General features: G+C 57.6%; 17 protein-coding genes. 6 read left to right on the forward strand and 11 right to left on the reverse strand.

The features are described from left to right. The 4 genes from VMW12_11615 to VMW12_11630 form a co-directional block, all read left to right on the forward strand. A partial coding sequence (locus VMW12_11615; GenBank protein HUZ50361.1) for a penicillin-binding transpeptidase domain-containing protein occupies positions 1-441 on the forward strand: 441 nt, incomplete at its 5' end. A gap of 93 nt (positions 442-534) precedes the next feature. Further along, positions 535-771 carry an acyl carrier protein gene (locus VMW12_11620; protein ID HUZ50362.1) on the forward strand — a complete coding sequence of 79 codons (237 nt, stop codon included), beginning with the start codon at positions 535-537 and terminating at the stop codon, positions 769-771. Beyond that, entirely contained in the window at positions 771-1,637 is an 867-nt protein-coding gene (locus VMW12_11625; GenBank protein ID HUZ50363.1) for a WcbI family polysaccharide biosynthesis putative acetyltransferase, read from the forward strand. Before VMW12_11620 ends, VMW12_11625 begins: the two co-directional genes overlap by 1 nt. A gap of 2 nt (positions 1,638-1,639) precedes the next feature. Beyond that, positions 1,640-2,488, forward strand: coding sequence for an SGNH/GDSL hydrolase family protein (locus VMW12_11630; GenBank protein HUZ50364.1), 849 nt, complete (start codon positions 1,640-1,642; stop codon positions 2,486-2,488). A gap of 153 nt (positions 2,489-2,641) precedes the next feature. Here the strand turns inward: VMW12_11630 and VMW12_11635 are convergent, their stop codons facing one another. The 5 genes from VMW12_11635 to VMW12_11655 all read right to left on the reverse strand — a co-directional run bounded on the left by VMW12_11635 (position 2,642) and on the right by VMW12_11655 (position 7,074). Next, entirely contained in the window at positions 2,642-3,295 is a 654-nt protein-coding gene (locus tag VMW12_11635; GenBank protein ID HUZ50365.1) for a hypothetical protein, read from the reverse strand. A 167-nt stretch (positions 3,296-3,462) separates the two neighbouring features. Continuing rightward, positions 3,463-4,023 (reverse strand): DapH/DapD/GlmU-related protein, encoded by a 561-nt coding sequence (locus VMW12_11640; protein HUZ50366.1) that lies wholly within the window; start codon positions 4,021-4,023, stop codon positions 3,463-3,465. 2 nt (positions 4,024-4,025) lie between these two features. Further along, entirely contained in the window at positions 4,026-4,574 is a 549-nt protein-coding gene (locus tag VMW12_11645) for a GtrA family protein (GenBank protein HUZ50367.1), read from the reverse strand. After that, positions 4,571-5,458, reverse strand: coding sequence for an NAD(P)-dependent oxidoreductase (locus VMW12_11650; protein ID HUZ50368.1), 888 nt, complete (start codon positions 5,456-5,458; stop codon positions 4,571-4,573). The genes VMW12_11645 and VMW12_11650 overlap by 4 nt, the downstream gene beginning before the upstream one ends. Further along, the gene (locus VMW12_11655; protein ID HUZ50369.1) at positions 5,455-7,074 is read right to left on the reverse strand and encodes a hypothetical protein; all 1,620 of its coding nucleotides are present in this window, start codon (positions 7,072-7,074) and stop codon (positions 5,455-5,457) included. The genes VMW12_11650 and VMW12_11655 overlap by 4 nt, the downstream gene beginning before the upstream one ends. 728 nt (positions 7,075-7,802) lie before the next feature. On the opposite strand from VMW12_11655, the gene VMW12_11660 reads away from it, so the two are divergent. Beyond that, a complete protein-coding gene (locus VMW12_11660; protein ID HUZ50370.1) occupies positions 7,803-8,096 on the forward strand; it encodes a hypothetical protein in 294 nt (97 codons plus the stop codon). On the opposite strand, the gene VMW12_11665 is transcribed toward VMW12_11660, so the two are convergent. The 6 genes from VMW12_11665 to VMW12_11690 form a co-directional block, all read right to left on the reverse strand. Further along, positions 8,093-9,967 carry a hypothetical protein gene (locus VMW12_11665; protein ID HUZ50371.1) on the reverse strand — a complete coding sequence of 625 codons (1,875 nt, stop codon included), beginning with the start codon at positions 9,965-9,967 and terminating at the stop codon, positions 8,093-8,095. The two genes, VMW12_11660 and VMW12_11665, sit on opposite strands and share 4 nt — an antisense overlap. Before the next feature lie 310 nt (positions 9,968-10,277). Continuing rightward, positions 10,278-10,682 carry an SGNH/GDSL hydrolase family protein gene (locus VMW12_11670; protein ID HUZ50372.1) on the reverse strand — a complete coding sequence of 135 codons (405 nt, stop codon included), beginning with the start codon at positions 10,680-10,682 and terminating at the stop codon, positions 10,278-10,280. A 1,267-nt stretch (positions 10,683-11,949) separates the two neighbouring features. Further along, positions 11,950-13,530 carry a hypothetical protein gene (locus tag VMW12_11675; protein HUZ50373.1) on the reverse strand — a complete coding sequence of 527 codons (1,581 nt, stop codon included), beginning with the start codon at positions 13,528-13,530 and terminating at the stop codon, positions 11,950-11,952. A 65-nt stretch (positions 13,531-13,595) separates the two neighbouring features. After that, positions 13,596-15,560, reverse strand: coding sequence for an NAD-dependent epimerase/dehydratase family protein (locus VMW12_11680; protein HUZ50374.1), 1,965 nt, complete (start codon positions 15,558-15,560; stop codon positions 13,596-13,598). After that, the gene (locus VMW12_11685) at positions 15,557-16,462 is read right to left on the reverse strand and encodes a transketolase (GenBank protein HUZ50375.1); all 906 of its coding nucleotides are present in this window, start codon (positions 16,460-16,462) and stop codon (positions 15,557-15,559) included. The genes VMW12_11680 and VMW12_11685 overlap by 4 nt, the downstream gene beginning before the upstream one ends. Beyond that, on the reverse strand, positions 16,459-17,241 hold the full coding sequence (locus VMW12_11690; GenBank protein ID HUZ50376.1) for a transketolase: 783 nt from the start codon (positions 17,239-17,241) through the stop codon (positions 16,459-16,461). Before VMW12_11690 ends, VMW12_11685 begins: the two co-directional genes overlap by 4 nt. Positions 17,242-17,460: 219 nt before the next feature. Between VMW12_11690 and VMW12_11695 the strand changes: the two genes are divergently transcribed. Beyond that, positions 17,461-18,507, forward strand: coding sequence for a glycosyltransferase family 2 protein (locus VMW12_11695; GenBank protein ID HUZ50377.1), 1,047 nt, complete (start codon positions 17,461-17,463; stop codon positions 18,505-18,507). Positions 18,508-18,538 lie beyond the last annotated feature (31 nt).

Consider the following 18,538-nt stretch of genomic DNA (forward strand, 5'->3'; position numbering starts at 1 on the left):
CCGTTGCAGATGGTGAACGTCGCATCGACGGTCATCAACGGCGGCACGCTCTACAAACCGGAGATCGTGCACGAGATTCGCAGCCCCGACGGCAAGATCATCAAAACGATCGACCCGCAGATCATTCGCCACGTGCCCGCAACGCAAGTAGCGCTGCGTTACGTGCGCCTAGGCATGGCGAAAGTGACGGATCCGGGCGGCACGGCGTACGGTGAAGCGATACCGGGATTGCCGTACTCGGGTAAAACCGGCACCGCCGAAACCGGCGTGGGCGGCAGCGGCGCGAACACGACGTGGTTCATTGCCTGGGCGCCCACGAAGCATCCGAAAATCGCGATCGCCGTCTTCGTCGATCGCAGCGGCGGCTACGGCTCCGAAGTGGCCGCCCCGATCGCGCGCGAAATCATGGTGAAATACTTCCGCGTAAAAAACGCGCACTAAGCCGCATGGGCTCATCCCCTCCGTACGGGCGACCTCAGCCTAGCCATGGGTGCCGGCAGGGCGCACGCCAGGGAGTAAGAAGCTCGCCAATGCATGTTGGGAAGATTACTGTTGTTGCTCGCCGGCGAGATGGGAATTGATCCCTCGGAGATCGATGAGGAATCGAACTTTGAGACGCTCGCGACGTGGGACTCCCAGCGCGAAATCGAACTGGCGTTCATGCTGGAGCGCGAATACGGGATCGCGATCGATAGCGATGAAATGACGCGCTTGCGATCGGTTCACAGTATCCGGGAGCTCCTGCATTCGCGAGGCATAGCGGACCCCTAATGGCGGATAATCGCCCCTGCGTTGTTATCTACGGAAGTTGCCAGGCGCAGTTTTTATGTTTTTTACTGCGTCAGGTGCCCTCGCTCACGCGACGCTTCGATTTTCAGATTGCCACGATCGCGGCGCCCAACGGTACGCGCGATGCGGCCTTCGAAATGCCGGCGGATGTCGGACGAGCCGTGCTCCTGTGGGAACAGTACGATCAGCGCGCGGTCCTAGAACCGCGCGACGCGGTTTTGCGCGCCGTCCCCGCCGGCTGCCGGGTTCTTCGTTTTCCCGCAGTTGCGATGAATGCATTATGGCCGTTTCGCATCAAAGACCGGCGCAATCGCGCGGAGGCAGCATATCCGTGGGGACGCTATCCTCAGAGCGACTGGGTAGCATCCGCGGTTGCCGAACTCGGGCTACCTTCTGAGGAATCTTACAAGCGCTACATCGAGCGCTCGCGCGCGGCAATGCCCGACCTCGAGCGCTTGATCGATCGCGATCGTGCGACGATCGCGGCTCGCGATGCAGCCTGCGACGTAATGATGGAGGATGCTGTATTCGATCATCTTTGCGATCGTTATCAGTTCTGGACGCACGGGCATCTTGCGACCGGTCTACTCGCGATATTGTTGCAACGGCTGCTTGCAGCGAGCCGTGAAATTATCGGCGAACTCGACGAAACCGTGCTCACCGAACTCGATGCCGCCTACGCCCTTTATCCGGGCCAGGGCGAGCAACAATTACCGATTCATCCGCTGGTCATCGAACGGCTAGGGCTGCGGTTCGTGGACGAAGACACGCGCTATCGCTGGTATGGGAATAGCTGGACCTTCGCGGAATTCACTACACGCCTCATCGCCTTCGACACGAATTGGTGACAATGAGTGAACGAACGGGCGACTTCGTCCTGGCCGATCCGGCACCCGAGACGATCAACTTCATCGGCGACAGCCAGCTGCGGCTACTCGGCGGCAGGCTCTTCGTGGATCCACTGAAGCCCGATCGGCGCATCATTACGCAAGCACGATGGCGCCCGTACTTTCGCGCGTCGACCTTTTTTTACGATGGACGCTTCGACGAACATATGACGCGCGTCTTTTGGGATCTCAAGTGTACCGTGCGTGCCCGCGACAACCTGACCGATCTCTTCACACCGCTTACCTTACGCATCTTCAACGATGCAACCGAAGAGCTGTACTTTCGCCCTAGCGAGACGATGCCATCAACGGTCATTTCGTGTGGTGGCGTGGACTCTTGGGATATCGAGCAAGAACTGTATCCCGATTTTTCGTTCGAGGTAGAGGATCCGCCGGCGTTGTTCGATGCGTTGCCCGCATACCAAGCGCCTACGCAACTAGGGTACGGCGAGGTGCGGGCACGTATCGAAGCCCGAATTGAGCCGCTCTTCACCGGGCTACGCGCGCTGCGCGATGCCGGATTTTCTCGCTTGTACGTGCTGGGCATGCCGCCCCCGAGCCTCGAGATGCGAGAGCATTGGAAGCCTGTGCGGATGCGCTATGCCACGCGGCTCACGCTCGAGCGCATCTATAAGCGGTTCTGCGCGACGGAAGGCATTGGTTTCATCCCGATCTGGGATCTACTTTCAACAAGCGACGGGCTGCGCGATCAATCACTCTTCCGAGATGCCGAGCACTTCGACCTCAAAGCCCTACCCAGACTAATAGGCCGCGTCGACACGATCGTACACGAGCGCGATCGGCACGCATAACGGCGGCGCCTTGCGCCGGTGCTCAATTTGGAGCTTCTGGATCATGTGACCAAGCGCTCTCCAAGCCCAGTACATCCGCGCTACGGAAGCCCACCGGCTCGGCCTCCGTCAACATGAATGTGCCAAGGTTTTATTGTTTACGGACCGATCCGGCTACGGCGCGCCTCCCACCAGCTTCGCAACCTTTGGATTGCGAATAGTGACGATCGTGGTCTTGTTCGTGGCCTGCCCAGTCACCACGGCGATGACGAACTGCTTCAGAGGTGCCGGCGGATTATATGCAACCGCGAAGTGAAATGCGCCGATGCCATTAGCCGATGTCACACCAAAGACGGCCTGCGACTTGTTCGCGGAATCGATCATCATGATATTAACGCTGGCTGTTGGCGGTAGCGGGGAACCAGATATCTGAATGATTCCACTAACTTCAAGGGCCTCAATTCTATTGCTATGAACGAACTGATAGAGCTCTTGCACGCCATTGCTGACGCCATTTAACGAAATCGCCGCCTCACCGCCATTTTGATTTGAAAAAGTAATGTTCATCGGTTGGTAGTTATGATAGGCGGTCCACTCATTTCCGTGCAGTCTGAACGACGGGTTGGCGAGGAGATTGGGCCCGGCGCTCCTAAGCACCACCGCCTTCTGAGGTACGCTGACGGACGGCGTTTCGGCAACCGGTGTAGGGGGCCCAGCTAGACTATGCCACATCCACAAACCGAAGAGGATCACCGGCAGCAAGAGCAGCCAATATTGAGAACGGTACCAAGGACCAGCTTCGGCCGAACCGGATTCATTCTCACTCATAAGCGTCGTACCTCATTCCTTGCGAACCACGAGCGCCCACGCCCGGCGCCCCGGCGCGGCATAGGCGGCCCGGTACATACCTTTGCGCTGCGATCGTAGCGTGAACTATTTTCAATGGCGCTTCCGCCTCGGCGCACTGGGCCCTTCCTTGGTCAGGCGCGTGAAACTTATAGGGCATCGATACGCGAGCGGATCTTCCGCGCTGGAATACCGGCGTTTACGGAGTACTCCTCGGTATCTTTCGTTACTACGGCGTTCGCTCCGATCACCGTACCTTTTCGCAGCGTCACCCCGGGCATAATCACCGCACCGGCTCCGATCCACACGTCGTCTTCAATCGCGATCGCCTTGGGGAGGGACTGTCGCGCAAAGACCGGCGGCTCCCGGCCTTCAATGGGATGCATTCCCGAAGAAATCGTAACGTTCGATCCCACAAGGACGTAATCGCCCATCGTTATGCCGCCGATGGCATTGATGTACGATCCGGAGTTGCAGCCAAAGTGCGATCCCACTCTGAGACGATCCCCGTGCACGATGGTCACCCTTGGTTGGACCCAGCAAAAGCCGCTAAGCTCTTTGAAAAACACTTTGAACGCCGCATACCGGAAGGCAAACCCGATGGTGCCCGGGAGCCCTCCTACCAGCCACATAGCAATGGATTCGCACTCGAGAAAGACGATATACGCAGGATTAACACCCTGGAGCTTGCCGCGAAGAAAGCGCAGCATTGTTAGTTGTTCTTCCCCGTTCGGCCGCGGCGTTTTTGCTTCATTCGCTCGAACCGTTCCAGACTTCGGAGAAGAATCCCGGGGCCAAATGTGAGATAACGATTCCCTAGGTAGCCGATCGGTAAACAGATCGGAACGGTCAGGAGTAAGCCTAGGATCGGAGTGAGATGGAAGAGCCGGACGCTTACCTCTATGACCGCCACCGAAACGAGGTAGACCACACCGGTTATAATGACATATGTTCCGGCCTGCTGCACGATCGTTCGGTCGAAGGATCGGAAATTGCAGTATTTATTGAACACAAACTGCGCGGAGACCGCGACCGTATAGCTTATGGCCAGCGCGAGCAGCCGCTCCATACGCACTGCCAACAGCAGCCAAAATGCCGCAAACAATATGGCTTCGCCTACAATCCCGATCCATATATAATTAAGGAACAATCCTAGGCTGTGCGGCGAATTCACGAACGGCGCGAACTTCATTCGCACGCCTTCGGGCAGCCGGCGCTCGTACGCCCCATATAGAGCCGATAACACCACTTCGTATTTCATGTAGTGCGGCTCGCCAGGGTCGCGACGATGCTCTGCTCGGCGTCGAGGGGGCGTCCGTGCGGGGACGTGAGCCGCTCGATCGGCGTAGGTTTCATGCCGCGCAAACCTAGGAGGTTATCGCGATCGATCGGTAACGGAACGTGCAGCATCTGCGCGACCGAAAGGCCCAGGTTTGCTATGAAAAACGGGACGGGTATAAATATCGGCTTTACGCCAAGATGTCGGGCTAATAAAAAACATAATCGACGATAGGCTATCGGCTGCTCCGCGGCGACGGCATACACGCCGTTCGGCAGTGGCTTTTGCAGCGCGTCAACGAGAATCTCGACACAGTCGTCAATATAGATGGTTTCGACCGATTGTCGGCCGCCGTCGATCAGCGGAACGTATGCGTGTTTTGCGAGATATGCGGCGAGTGCGTGAAAAAGTCCGCCGTTGCCGATAACCAGGCCGGGACGAACACAAAAAAAACCCCGCTCTAGAAACATGCGTTCGATCGCATATTTTTGCTGCCCGTACTGCGAGAGCGCATCTCCGTCTGCGGCCATGCTGGATATGAACAACGCCTCGGCTACGCCGTTACCGATAGCCGCGTCGAGGAGGTTCGCCGCCGCCCGCAGGTTGCTCGTGAAGGCTCCCGCAGCGGCGCCGGGGCGAAGCAGCGCCCCGTGAATAAGCACGTCGACATTCGTAAATAGGTCGGCGGGAAGATCGTCAGCGGCCAGGTCGAGCCGGCGCCATTCGAAGGCCGGGTCGTCGATCGGCGCGTTAGCTCGACCGACGCCGACCACGCGCCAACCGCGCGCCAGCATGGCACGCGCGAGCGCCACGCCGATAAACCCGCTCGCACCGGTCAACAGTATGGTCCGGCGATCGCCCTTCACGCGCGCGCCTCCGCCGCTACCGCTTTCGCGACCCGATACGCATTCGCCATCAATGAAAGCGTCAGACCTTTCGCCGGAAGAAACGTAAACCCCGATCCGTCTGCCACATAGACGTTTTGGAATGTGCTCAACCGCCCGGACGGCGAAAGCGTATAGGGCGCGCCGGTATCTGCGAACGGAAGCGTCCCCGCATAGTGGATGCTGGCACCGTTTGGCGGGTGGACTCGCTTGACGGGGTAGGCGCCGAGTTGCCGGAGCGCGCGCATAAAGAGTCGCTCCCGTATCTCGATACGTTCCGTTTCGTGCGCGGTCGTCTCCGAAATGATCGCTAGCCGATCGCCGGTGGGTGAAACTGCATCCGGTTCACGCCTAAGATACGTCGTATTTGAATAGCCCTGCGGGTGGTGGATGCCCGCAATTAACAACCCCGAGACCGCAAACTGCAATAATTGTCGCGCGTCGCGTGCATTGATTGGGAGTTCGCGCAGCAATCTGAACAGTAACAGCGAGCGATAGGTATACAACGACGCCTGGGCGATATCACCGTGGTCCGAATCCGGGTCGTGCAGGAGGACGAGCTGTGCGAGCCCGGTGTTGCGGTCCAGCATAGGCCTACCTACACGGCTCGGGACGACGCACGGCATATACGTGTAGGGATTGCACAGCAGTGGCAGCTTCGTGTCCGCGTCATCGCGCGAGCGGAGCACGATTCTCGCGGAGCCGAACACACCGGCGGCTAGGACCAAGCGCCTACAGCGGTGCGTACGCTCCCCGAGGCCGCGGATGTCGAGTGTGGAAACCTCGATGAATCCATCGCGCTCGGTAAAGCGTGTAACGAGAACGTTTCCTTCGTATGTGAAGCGCCGGTCTCGCATGAGTTCTTCGACCAGGATCCACGGGCGCCAAGCCGCCCGCTCTGCGTCCGAATAGAAATCCATGTCCCGCAGCGTCGTTGCGCAACGCCCGTCCTTCTTTTCGGTCAAGAGCGCCAAGGCAGGACGGCCTAAGCGAAACCCGCCGGCGTGTATTTGCGGCTTTCGGCGGCTGTACCGCGCAAGCAGCGCCTCGATGGTTGGATCGGCCGGAATCGATGGCTGAATGCGCTCGAGTCCTCCATGCGTGTAGGATGCGGCATCGTCGGCAGAGCCCGAGATTCCGATCAGGTCGGAGATGTTTTGGTATGCTTGGCGCATCTCCGCAATGGGTAGAGACGCTCGTTGTAACTCGGCCTCGGAGAAGACATTGCACCCGAGCCCCCAACCGCTGCCCAACCCTCCTAATGCAAGGCTCTCAACGGGCGCAAAAGTATCCGACCGCGTCGGTAAAAATCGGCCGACCTCGGCGATGATCGACCGCCGCGGAGGAGTTAGATGCGCGTAGCTCTCGCCAGCGTGGGTTCTGAGGCTCTCGAACTCTCGTCCGAGAAAGTAGTCGCGCTGCTCCCGGTCGGAACGGCGCAACTCAACGAACGACTGCTCCGGGATCAGACCCTGATATGTATCGTCGCGCTGGCCGCCGTCGAGCATAAGAACGCTCAAACCGGAAGAGATCAGCGAGTGCGCGGCAATCGATCCGGTCGCACCCGATCCGACGACGATGCAGTCGGTAACGCTCATACGAAGTGGCGGAGGACAAGGGTGCCTAGCGCGGCGCTTGCTACCAATCTCGCCCCAGCCCCAAACGCAGCCAGGCCCGATCGCAGGCCGGCACGCGGCGCGAAGTCGGCATAGTATTCGGGAGACGTTTCCAAAATTGCCGACATCGCCAAAATACGTGCTCGCAGCGGCGAATCTGAACGAACCATCGCAAGGCGGCCGTCGATCGCGCTTAAGAGCCAGGGGTGGCGCAACGCAAGACTCAGGAGCCGAGATGAGGAGTCGTCGAGTTCCTCCAGGTATGCCTCGGCTCGAACGTACACTTCCAGTATTCGTTCGTGCGGCTCCCCCCCAAGGAGGTAGCGCCCGAGGAGTCGAGCTTCAAGGCGGGGAGAGACAGAATCGCGCGACATTCGGCGAGCATTCTGGCTACATGACAATCTCGCCCGCTCGACGAGGGACGGGACTCGCGGGTCGGCAATCTCATCCCCGAGATAGTAATGCGCTATAAATCGATCTGTTTCGTCCTCGCAGTGACGTTGTCTCTCGGCATAACCTCCTGCACGGCCAAGCCGCAGCACGTCGTCGTGACTCCCGTGGCCCCAGGCGGAGTCGTCGTCCCGGCCGGTACGAAGCCGGGGGCTTTGTACCGCGGCCTGTATGTCGGGCGCTCAAGCGACCTCACGTGCTGCCTAACGGCACCGCTCGCTACCCTTACCGCAACAAAGCATCTACCAGCGGGAAATCTAGTGCTCGTGTTCTATCTTCCCGATTCGGACGCGGCAAGCACCGGATGGTTCAAAGCCCACGGGATAGCCCTAACGGTCGTCTTCAATGGCCAGCCGGCGCGCCGCGCCTGCTGCTTTCACGGAGGGATGAACAGCGCTACCATCGAGCTGCCGGCGAAACTCCGCGGCGTCGTAGGCCCGATAACCTTTCAGTTGCGAACCCAACCGGCTTTCGTCCCACACAATATCGATCCCGCAGGCATGAAAGACACACGATCCCTGGGCGTCATCCTTCAGCGCCTATTTTTCTATTAAAGCTTCCGTTCGAACGCGATGAAATGCGCGTCGGATGTAGGCGCCTCCATGAAGCCTCCTTGCAGCAACTGGCGACGCAAAAATGTGATTTCGGTGGGCGCAAGTACGCCGCTATCAACGCCTACGACAACCGCGCCAATCTTGTTGGCATCCATATATTCCATTGCCCCGTCTCTATCGATGGCAGCTGCTAAAAGACGATAACTCCCCGGCCCGAACCAATCGCCGAAGGCGTGGGCGCCGTGGAGCTCGACGTAGTAGTTTATCTCCGCTTGCACGAGCAGCACGGTGTTGTAGGCAGGCAGTTTCAAGGCCGGCGCGTTGAAGATTCCCTCGGCCTCCGAATATCCCGCAAGATCTCTATCGAGCAAAGCATTATCACTGGGCATGAACGCGCTTAGATTCATGTAATTGGCAACGTCGTAGTTGAGATAGAAGGTGTCGGCCGATGCAGATGGGATGATCGTCGCCACGGCGAAAAAGGGGATGACGATTAGGCCGAAGCGTATGCGCGGTGCGAAGTACAGCAGCAGCGAACCGGCGGCGGCAGCCATTGCAGGATAGAACAGCAGCGAATAGCGCGCGAGCGTCGACGAAGCAAAGAGATATGCAACGCCCAGCAGCGTCCATGTCAGAAGCCCCTCGATCGCCCACTCCTCTCTCGATCTCGACGACCTAAGGATGAAAAACAACCATCCCGCAGCGATGGCGTACAGCGAAAGGAAGACGGCGGTAACGCCATATTCGCGGAAATCCTTCGACAGTGGATCGGATAACACGCGCAGCGGATAGGACGCTACCGCAGCCGCTGAATGGTCGGTGTGGAGGTCTGCCGTTATCCCCGCCCATTCGGCCTTGGTGAACGATGGATCCTTACCTCGCAACATGAGATTAAATACCGGTGGAACCGGGTCTCCGTCTTGAATCAGATTCCTCACGTACCACGGCGAGGACAGGGCGCAAAGGAGCACGATCAAGCCCAGCAAACGACGCTTCGGGACCCGGCCTTTCAATCCGACGAGCATGAGAACGACCGCTGCTGGAACGAACACAAAGAACGATGGCTTCATTCCGGCGAGGAACGACGTGCAGAGTATCGCCGCGAGCACGTACCTCGGCTCATCCGTAAGTATCGCCGTGATCGCGGCTCCGATAGCTGCTAAGAAGAACATCCCGGTAGCGGTGTCTTCCATCGCCGTTCCGGTCCAACGCAAGAAGACCGCGCTCAGCACGACGCTCAGAGGAAGCGCGATATAGACGACGTTCGCGGCTCCCTGGCGTAGCGCCGTTCCGGCTCTCTGCGCCGCTTCGTCAATACTAGCGATCAGCGCAAATATGCCCAGGCATACGATCGTTCCGGCGAGCCAGTTCAGGAATGCGACATACCGGCCGAGGCGCGCGACAAACATCCAGGCGTACAATAGCTCATAGTTAAATGCGTAGTACGGAAACCGGAAGCGATAATCGGCATAAATACGACCTGCCCGAAACCACTCGTACGGATAAGCTAGATGGATACGAACGCCATCGGAGCTGATGTCCGGGAGCGCGGCTTGCGTGCAAAGCACCAACATGACGGCGTATAACAGCAGCGCCGGCGCGTTGAACGCGATCCGGATAGTATTTCCGCGCGCGATCCAAAACGAGCGCTCGAGGACGCTGTTACGATGTACGAGGCTAACGGTAACGAGGTTTGCCGCCACCATTATGGCCAGCCCGGGAACGGTTAGTAGGCCGACCATCCCTAGAACGAAGCCTTCAAAACCACAGATCGCGAAGCCGGCTGCGGTTGCAATAACGATTCGAAGCATCGCACGGCCAGCGCTGGTCGGAGCGGCGGCGTTGCGCGGTTCGACGCTCAGTCCGGTCACGAAAAAGAAGAGCCACGCAACATGCGCGACCAGAAGTCCAACGAGAACCTGTGATATTGCGTACAAGGCGCCCTCGACGGCCGATGATCTGGGGCTCTAAGAAGCCGCCAACAGCTTACGTGGCTTGTCGAGTATTTTGGTTTAGTCCTTCCCACGCCTCATCTATCGCCGCGGCAGCACGGGGCCGCCGGTAGGATCGGCGGCGCGACGCGCTACGGACCGAAGCCGCGCTGTGATGCCCCGGGTTACGCGCGGATCAGGGATCGGCGTCGCCGCCGGGCTTGGTAGCGCTGCCGGAGCCGCTCGCGGTTCACCGGAGCACTGAATCGTATTTACACGGAGCGGGCGGCACAGGATGTTGAATCGCTGCAAGAAAATCGGCGGCGATGATCGCGTGCCCTTTGTCATTTGGATGAAGGTCGACAGGAGTCAAGTAGTTTTTGACGTCGTATAATCTGGAATCACAGTTAAGATCGACGACCGTGGCACCCTGAGCTTCAACTGCAGCGTTCATCCCATTTATGAGACGCGTGCGGCCCTGACGATAAACGCTGTATGGCGCACAATTTAGGTTTTCCAACCCGCCCTTGTCGGCCGAATTAATATTCGTCGCGATAACGATACGCGCATCAGGTGCCCGCGCTCGAACGGCGGCGACCAGCGCAGTCATATCTGAAGCAAACGTTCTGCGCACTTCGGAGAAAAGCGCTGGCATGCTTGTAATATCCGATAAATTGGGCCGCAAATTCAACTGTCGACATCCAGATATCGTTCGTGCCAATGTATATTGTGACGATATTTGAATCTACAGGAACGCGCGACACCTCGTCTGCGAGTATGCCGTCCATTTTCGGATATGGGGCGCCGCTGGCAGAGTGCCCAGGAAAAAAGGAGTTGGGCTCCGGGATGAGGTTTCGCCGGAGATGCCGAGATTGGTCCAGTTGGCACCAAGGTCCGCGGCGAAGATAGCTGCATACGACGTCTTCTTGGCATCCGACGCGCCGACGCCGAACGTGATTGAATCACCTAGCGTCGCCAGGACAGGTCGCCACGTAGTGCCCGGCCCAGGCGTTGAGGATGCGCCCGCTGGGGCAGGGGCAATGAGATTTTGGATGATCAGGAATACGGCGGCAGCAAGCACCATAATATCGTTGGCATGTCCCGCTGCCGATCCTCTCAACGGCTTTCCGGCGCTAGCACCGTAATCTTTCCGGGTTTATGAAGGCGGACAGCGCTACTAAAGATGCTACCCCGCATGCTATACACATATCGAGGTTTGGGCCATTCGGCTCCGTGGTTCGGGGGCATCGGAGGGACCAACATTCCTCGTGAGCGGGGGAAAGTGGGGGCTCGCCCGCATAAGGGTGCTGCGTGAAAGCCACCGCTCTTCTCGAAAACCCTACCGTATACAACCTAACGCAATGGCTCCTGGGCGCTGAGAAGCCGCGCCGCTACTGCATCACGCATCACGCAAATGTTGTCACGGGGGAAAGAGTTCTGGACATCGGCTGTGGGCCAGGTCTCGCTGTAAGATACCTTCCAAAAGTCGAGTACTTCGGCTTCGAACCTAACGCGGGATACGTGGCATCTGCGCGGCGGCGATTCGGAAACCGCGCACAATTCACATGTGGTTATTTTGACAGTTTCGCAGCACAAACGCTCGCCCCGTACGATCTTGTGCTCCTTCTCGGCGTTGTTCACCATTGCGACGATGCCACGGCCGATAACCTCTTTGCCGATATTTGCAAAGGCCTTTCTCCCACTGGCCGTGTTATAACGCTCGATCCGTGCTTTACTCCGAAACAGTCGCGCCTTGCACGATACGTCGCCACGAAGGACCGGGGCGAGCATGTGCGATCGCCGCAGGGCTATCGGGACATTGGCGGAGCCCGCCTGCGCATTCTTGGGTCGGAAACACGTGATGGTCTACTACTGATCCCCACGACTATACACATTGGCGTGTTCGGAAAGTAGTCGCCTCGTCAGCGCTTCTTGCGCTTCACAATCGCTATCCCTAGGCCCGGAATGACGTGTGGGTGATTTAAATCATACCCATCCTTGCGCATTCGCTTGAGGATAACGTTGTTGACGCGACTCAGCTCAGCGGCACCAAGAAAACTCACCGCCCCGCCGTACGTGTAGCCATTGCCATTCGGCCAAACGGCAAGCACGGCGTAATCCGCAGTGTCGATATTCATTGGGAAGAAGTACACGCTCCGCTCGTGATACAAGAATGGCATTCCCGCCTCCGGCGTTGTAACCGACGCTCCCTCCGGAACGGCGGCCGCAACCTCTTGCCCCAGGCGATATAGCGCAACTCCACGTGGACTCACAAACGTTTGAACTTGCTCGATGACTGTTGGAACAAAGGTTTGCGCGAGCTGCGTAAGCGCGATCTCCGGAACACCCGCGAAGGGCACGATGGAGCCTATAAGCAGTAATGCAGCAACCGCCCCACAGTAGAATAGCCATTTTACCCTACGCTCGCAAGCCAGGTGGTAAGCTCGCACGAAACCCAGTAGGGCGGCCCACACGAGGATTGGAAAGTAAAAGGAGTGGTAGTGCGTACTCCATCCGGTCTTCTCCGCGCCACCAATGTTCCCAAATACATTTGGCAGCATAACCACCAAGGCAACGAGCGCGGCGCGCCATTCAAAGAAAGCAATCGCAAACAGCGCTGCATTTACCAAGAGCAGCACGAGGATCCCATTGACAAAATGTGGTTGCTGCAGCTCCTTCAATAACGCGTGAAGGCTAGTAGGTAAAAACGTACTGTAAGCGCTGTTTACTACCACAACCTTGAGCATCAGTTCGCCGAAGACAACGAGCGCTACCGATGTAACAAGCTTAAAGGTTCGATCGGGGACCGTCCGCCAATACAGTAATGTATACAGCAGCAGCGCCCCCCCAGCGGTGAGGGCTCCACGCTCGTTGATCGAAGCGCAGAGAAGCCCGACGGCAATAAACGCCCACCGCGGCGCACGTTCCCGCGACGCCAAAGCCATAAAAACAAACCCGGACAGGACGAAAATCCGATCCGGATAGAATTGCCCGAACAGAATGCTCTCGCCCCATGCGGGATGAGTCATCACCATCAGCCCAAATATGGCCGCGCCCCAGGCCGGAATCGACCGCCTTAATAACATCACAACAGCTAGGTATACGAGCCCGACAAATGAAAGCGCGAAGACGATCGGAAGCAGCCACTCTACAGGTATTATTTTTGCGAATAGCCCGATTGGGAATAAAACGAAATAGGAGTGCAGCCTAAGAATATTCTCATTGCCGCCTGGGGGCGTTAACAGGGGACTCGCGGCGATCGCTGACGCCGTCATCTTGGGAAGATGACTTTGGACGAAGAACAACACATGCGTAAATAGACTGCTCGTCGGCGTCCCGTGCGCGGCGATGTTTCGCGCCGTTTGGAAATAGATCGCCGAGTCCCCACGCAAAGCGTCGATATGAATGATCTTTAACGCAATCAGAGCCGCACAGAGTGGAAGCAAAATGCTAGCTGGGACAAAGTAGATCCAGAGCGCCGGCCTTTTTTTAATTAGTCGCACGAGGCGAACCTACGCTGCTGCAGCCGCACAAGCCCTCTTGACATGTTCGTCGTTGGCCAGCATCGTCAGCGAACGCGACCGTCGGGCAAAAGGTCGGTGACTTCGCCATCGCGTATCAGTCCAGATCGAATTAGTCGAGGACGCCCTTTGACTTCCGTCATGATTTTTGCGACGTACTCACCCACCACACCCACGGCAAAGAGATTGAACGACCCGAAGAGGAGAATTGCGATCAAGACGGTCGTGATTCCCTTAGGGGCAATACCGGGCACGAAGATGCGCAATAGTGCCTCGATGACGGCGATCAGCATCGATATGCCGAGTGCGGCCACACCAAGGGTCGTGAGCATCGCGAGCGGCGTGTTGCTAAAGGAAAAAATGCCCCGCTTCGCCCATTCGATATTCCTCAATATATTGTTCGTTGATCGCCCAAAAGCGCGCTCCGGGCGGACGTAGTCGATGCCGGTTTGTTTGAAGCCCACGTATGCTCGCAATCCTCGCACGAACAGATCGCGTTCCGTGCAGGCAAGGAGCCAGCCAACGACGCGACGATCCATCAGCGAGAAGTCGCCGGCATCAAGCGGAATCGGAACATAACTAAATGCGGAAAATACACGGTAGAAGGCTTTATAAAGCAGCTCCCACGCGAAAGGCATATCGCGCTTTACGCGGCGCCCGAAGACGACATCCGATCCCTGCTCCCAGCGTTCGTAAAAGGCCTCGATGAGTTCGGGTGGGTCCTGGAGATCGCCGTCTAACAGCACCACGGCATCCTTAGTGGATAGCTCCATACCGCTGCGAAACGCCATTTGCGAGCCAAAGTTCCGGGAGTGAGAGATGCCCACCACGCGCGGATCGCGAGCCGTGATTTCGCGGATCGCCGCAGCGTCCCCGTCCGGGCTTGAATCGTCAACGAAGATGATTTCGTAGTCGATTCCAAGCTTACGAAATGTTGTGGTGAGCCGCTCGTGCATTAATGGAATTGCACGCTCGTCCTTGTAACATGCGACTATGGCGCTGACGCTGCGTTTGCGTTTCTGGGCTGACTTATCCGTAACGACCTTAAACTGCCGATCGTCGAGCCCTGCGACCCAAGAGGCGGTCTTTTTCAATCCGTCTTCAAGCGAAATGGACGCCGTCCAATCGAGCATGCGCTGCGCTTTCCCGGCATCGGCATACCAATGTGCGAGATCCCAAGCGCGATTCGGCATCGAGCCGAATTCAGGCTCTCCGGGGAGGCCAAACACATCCTTCGCAAGCAGAGCCAATTCACCGACGGTCACGCATCTGCCGGTTCCAATATTAAGGCTCTCGCCGTAGAATGCGGGGTTCATTTTCGCAGCTGCAACGATGAAGGCTCTACACACATCGTCAACGTGTATAAAATCGCGTGAGACACGCGCGTCAACCAACGTCGGGTATTGCCCCTTCAGCGCAGATCGAAGCAGTTGAGGGATCAGACGCGAAGTGTCTTCGAGGGGCCCGTATACCGAATAGAGTCGCAAATTTAGGCATGGGAAGGCTTTTTGCTTTCCCAGGAAATGCAAGTGGTTTGCCGCCGCTAACTTAGAAACCGCGTAGTAGCTGTTCGGTTCGAACGGTCCTGACTCCGGCGGTGCGGTGCAGTTAGTACCGTATTCGGACGACGTACCGGCGTGCACATAGGCCGCGAATGGCACACGAGCCAGCATTTCGGTAATATTGACGAGCGCGGAAAAATTGGTGCGATAGATTTTATCGACGTCTTGTTCGAAAGAGTAAGCTCCGTAGGCTACGCAGTCGAACACCGTTTGTACGCCGGTGCTTTCGACGAGATTCTTGGTTGCCGCTTTGTCGGTCAGGTCAACGGTGAATACATGCTCGTCATTCACGTCCGCAAGTCGCCAGCTTTTGGCGCGCTGTTCTACCGCGAAAACGTCTTTGCGGTGAGCGGCTATGGTTTTGAAAAGATTCGCACCGATGAATCCCGACCCGCCGGTGACCAGAATCGGGCCGCGTAAGGCCCGAATATAGCGCTCGAGATCGATCATAGGGCGATCGCCTCAAGGACCGACTCCGGGTCGAGTCCCGAAGCCTTCCGTAGATATTGCTGCGACCCGTAACGCTCGTAGCGATGCGAACGCGCATGCAAGCTCGTGAAGCGCTTAGGGAAGAGCCCGCGTTCCATTAAATCGGTCGCAAGCTGGCTCGCTAACCCGCCCTGGCGAACATGTTCTTCAATCACGCAGAGCCCAGGCCCATTCGCAATCGCGTCAAGCAAGGCCGGCGGCAAAGCATGGCGTTCCAGCGGAAGCTCCGTTAGTGCCCAGAGGTTCGGCCGTCGAGCCTGCGGCAGAGCCATGATCGGTTCGAGGTAGGTACCCACGAGCGGGCCCAGCACAACGACAGCCATCCCATCTCCGGCAACAAGTTGCCGCCACGGCGCATAATCAGGCACAGCGAAACTCGCGGGCGCCTCACCTCGGCCTAAACGGAGGTACGCGGGGGAACGGACCTGCGCGGCCATGGCGACGACCGTCGCCACATCTTCGTCGAAGGCGGGCACGAACACGGCAATGTTCTGCAAGGTGAGGAGGACGCCATAGTCCTCGATCGCATGGTGGGTCGGGCCCATAACACCATAAGCATATCCGCCCCCATTTCCAACGAGCTTAACCGGAAGATCGTGAAATGCTAGGTCGTTGCGGATTTGTTCGAAGGGGCGCGCATAACAAAAGGGCGCGATGCTGTAGGCCCACACGTCGAAATCTTGGGCAGCAAGCGCAGCGGCTACCGAAACCATGTTTTGTTCCGAGACTCCCGCGTTTATGAAGCGCTCACCCAAAGCCGATTTCAACGGTTCGAGCGCCATAAAGCCTAGGTCTCCCGTAAAGAAGACCATCCGCGGATCCGCCGCCCGCGCCACGAGAGCGTCACAGAAGGCCTTTCTCACATGCGTCCAATCTCGCCTAGAGCCATATCATAGAGCTCGCGGGTTAACGGTAGGTAATGCCACTCCATTCGGCCTTCCATAAAGCTCACGCCGTGGCCCTTCGTTGTCGCGAGAATTATGCAGTGTGGGCGATCGGACCGTTTGGCTATTGCGCTGCGCAGGGCCGCATGATCGTGTCCGTCCACAATATCGATATCAACGTCGAAACCGCGCAGTTTTTCCCATAACGGAGACATCGAAGCGACTTCAGCGGTGGTACCAAAACCTTGCAGTTGATTGTGATCTATTAAAATCGTCAGGTTCCCGAGGCGGTGATGGCTCGCAAAAATCAGGCCTTCCCATGTTGATCCCTCTTGCCATTCTCCGTCCGAGGTCAGGCAGAACGAACGAGCATCGATGCCCTTTAGGCGAAAGCCGAGCGCCGATCCGGCCGCGAGGGAAAGGCCGTGCCCAAGGCTGCCCGTAGCAAAGCGAATCTCCGGAATGGTGGCCGCCGGAGGGTGGCCGGGAAAGCGTGTGTTCTCGCCGTGGAATGTATGGAGGTCTTCCTCGCTCACGCGGCCGATGCTCCACAGGGCGATGTAGAGTGCCCCTGCGGCATGACCTTTTGAAAGCACGAACATGTCGGGCCCGCGAACACATTCATGCATGAGAACGAGGAGTGCGTCTAGCGCGGAGAGGTTTCCGCCGATGTGGCCGACGCCGCTCTCGAAGTGCATTTTCAGTAAACGCGCCCGCGCCCGGTCTATATCAGCGCGGCTCAACCGGTCAACAGACATCGCCCACGCATTACACGCCTCCCGACTGCGGACCTTGCCGACGACTGCGTCTGGATTCGACTAGGCAAGATTTCTCCACCGACGAAGCCGATTGCCACGACTCGCTCTAGCGTAGGCTCGCCGGCCGGGAGCTCCTGCCTGCGTTAGACCGGGGCGAAACAAAAAAATGACGACGCATCCACCGGGAACTCCAACTGCCCCGTCTAAACCGCTCAAACTGTGGACACTATTTCCCGGACACTATCACCGTCTGAACAAGGGCTGCCGAGGAGCTCCGATGGCGAGGCCATTACGGTTTGCTGCGTCATTCCGGCTTATCGCGCCGCAGCATCAATTAAAAACGTGGTGCAGACTGCCCTTACTTATGCGCAAGCCGTAGTTGTGGTAGATGACGCATGCCCGCAAGGAAGCGGTGCAATTATAACCAGTGCCTACCGCAACGATCCTCGCGTGATCGTCATCGCACATAGTGCCAACGGAGGCGTTGGCGCGGCTATGAAAACCGGTATTGCCGCAGCCTTAGAGTGCCATGCCGAGATCATCGTGAAGATCGATGCGGACGGACAGATGGATCCGTCGTTTATTCCGGCGATTCAAGACGCGTTCGACCGGGATCCAGTCCTTGCGTACGTGAAAGGGAATCGTTTTTTTGATGCAAGCGTCGTTCGCCTCATGCCGAAAGTTCGTCTTTGGGGGAACGCGGTTCTGTCCCTGATGACGAAAGCGGCCTCGGGCTATTGGAATCTGCTCGACCCCACTAACGGCTATGTCGCCTTTCGATCCGATGCGCTACGCATGCTAGATTGGCGATCGTTTGCCGACAGCTATTTTTTTGAAATCTCGATACTTTGCGAGTTTGGCCTCAAGCGTTTCCCGATACTCGAACTCGAGATGCCGACGATTTACAATCTTGCACCCAGCTCGCTCTCCGTAAGACGCGTGATTTTTGAATTCCCTCAAAGACTAGCAAAACTCACCCTAAAAAGGTTTTTCGTTCAGTATCTCATTTTCGATGTGAACATTGGGACACTGTATTTTGTTATGGGTCTCTCCCTGACGCTCTTCGGATTCGTGTTCGGATTGGTCCAATGGATAAATGGATTTATAACGCACCTTCCAAAGCCCATCGGCACCGTGATGCTCGCGGTGCTCCCGTTTATGATGGGTTTCCAATTGCTCCTAAGTTCGCTAATGTACGATGTTCAGATTTCGCCAAAAACACGGCATGAACTTTTAATGGTGCGACATAATCGCAAAGCTAAATAGCCACAGCCCGGCCCGGCGCGGTAAACCATTG

Source organism: Candidatus Dormiibacterota bacterium (genome assembly GCA_035532835.1).
Lineage (GTDB): Bacteria > Vulcanimicrobiota > Vulcanimicrobiia > Vulcanimicrobiales > Vulcanimicrobiaceae > DAHUXY01.

Excerpts from the sequence above, each read along its gene's own strand:
- VMW12_11655 (HUZ50369.1), bottom strand. The coding sequence starts at position 7,074 with ATGAGCGTTACCGACTGCATCGTCGTCGGATCGGGTGCGACCGGATCG.
- VMW12_11670 (HUZ50372.1), bottom strand. The coding sequence starts at position 10,682 with ATGCCAGCGCTTTTCTCCGAAGTGCGCAGAACGTTTGCTTCAGATATG.
- VMW12_11620 (HUZ50362.1), top strand. The coding sequence starts at position 535 with ATGTTGGGAAGATTACTGTTGTTGCTCGCCGGCGAGATGGGAATTGAT.
- VMW12_11635 (HUZ50365.1), bottom strand. The coding sequence starts at position 3,295 with ATGAGTGAGAATGAATCCGGTTCGGCCGAAGCTGGTCCTTGGTACCGT.
- VMW12_11625 (HUZ50363.1), top strand. The coding sequence starts at position 771 with ATGGCGGATAATCGCCCCTGCGTTGTTATCTACGGAAGTTGCCAGGCG.
- VMW12_11630 (HUZ50364.1), top strand. The coding sequence starts at position 1,640 with ATGAGTGAACGAACGGGCGACTTCGTCCTGGCCGATCCGGCACCCGAG.
- VMW12_11640 (HUZ50366.1), bottom strand. The coding sequence starts at position 4,023 with ATGCTGCGCTTTCTTCGCGGCAAGCTCCAGGGTGTTAATCCTGCGTAT.
- VMW12_11645 (HUZ50367.1), bottom strand. The coding sequence starts at position 4,574 with ATGAAATACGAAGTGGTGTTATCGGCTCTATATGGGGCGTACGAGCGC.
- VMW12_11680 (HUZ50374.1), bottom strand. The coding sequence starts at position 15,560 with ATGATCGATCTCGAGCGCTATATTCGGGCCTTACGCGGCCCGATTCTG.
- VMW12_11690 (HUZ50376.1), bottom strand. The coding sequence starts at position 17,241 with ATGTCTGTTGACCGGTTGAGCCGCGCTGATATAGACCGGGCGCGGGCG.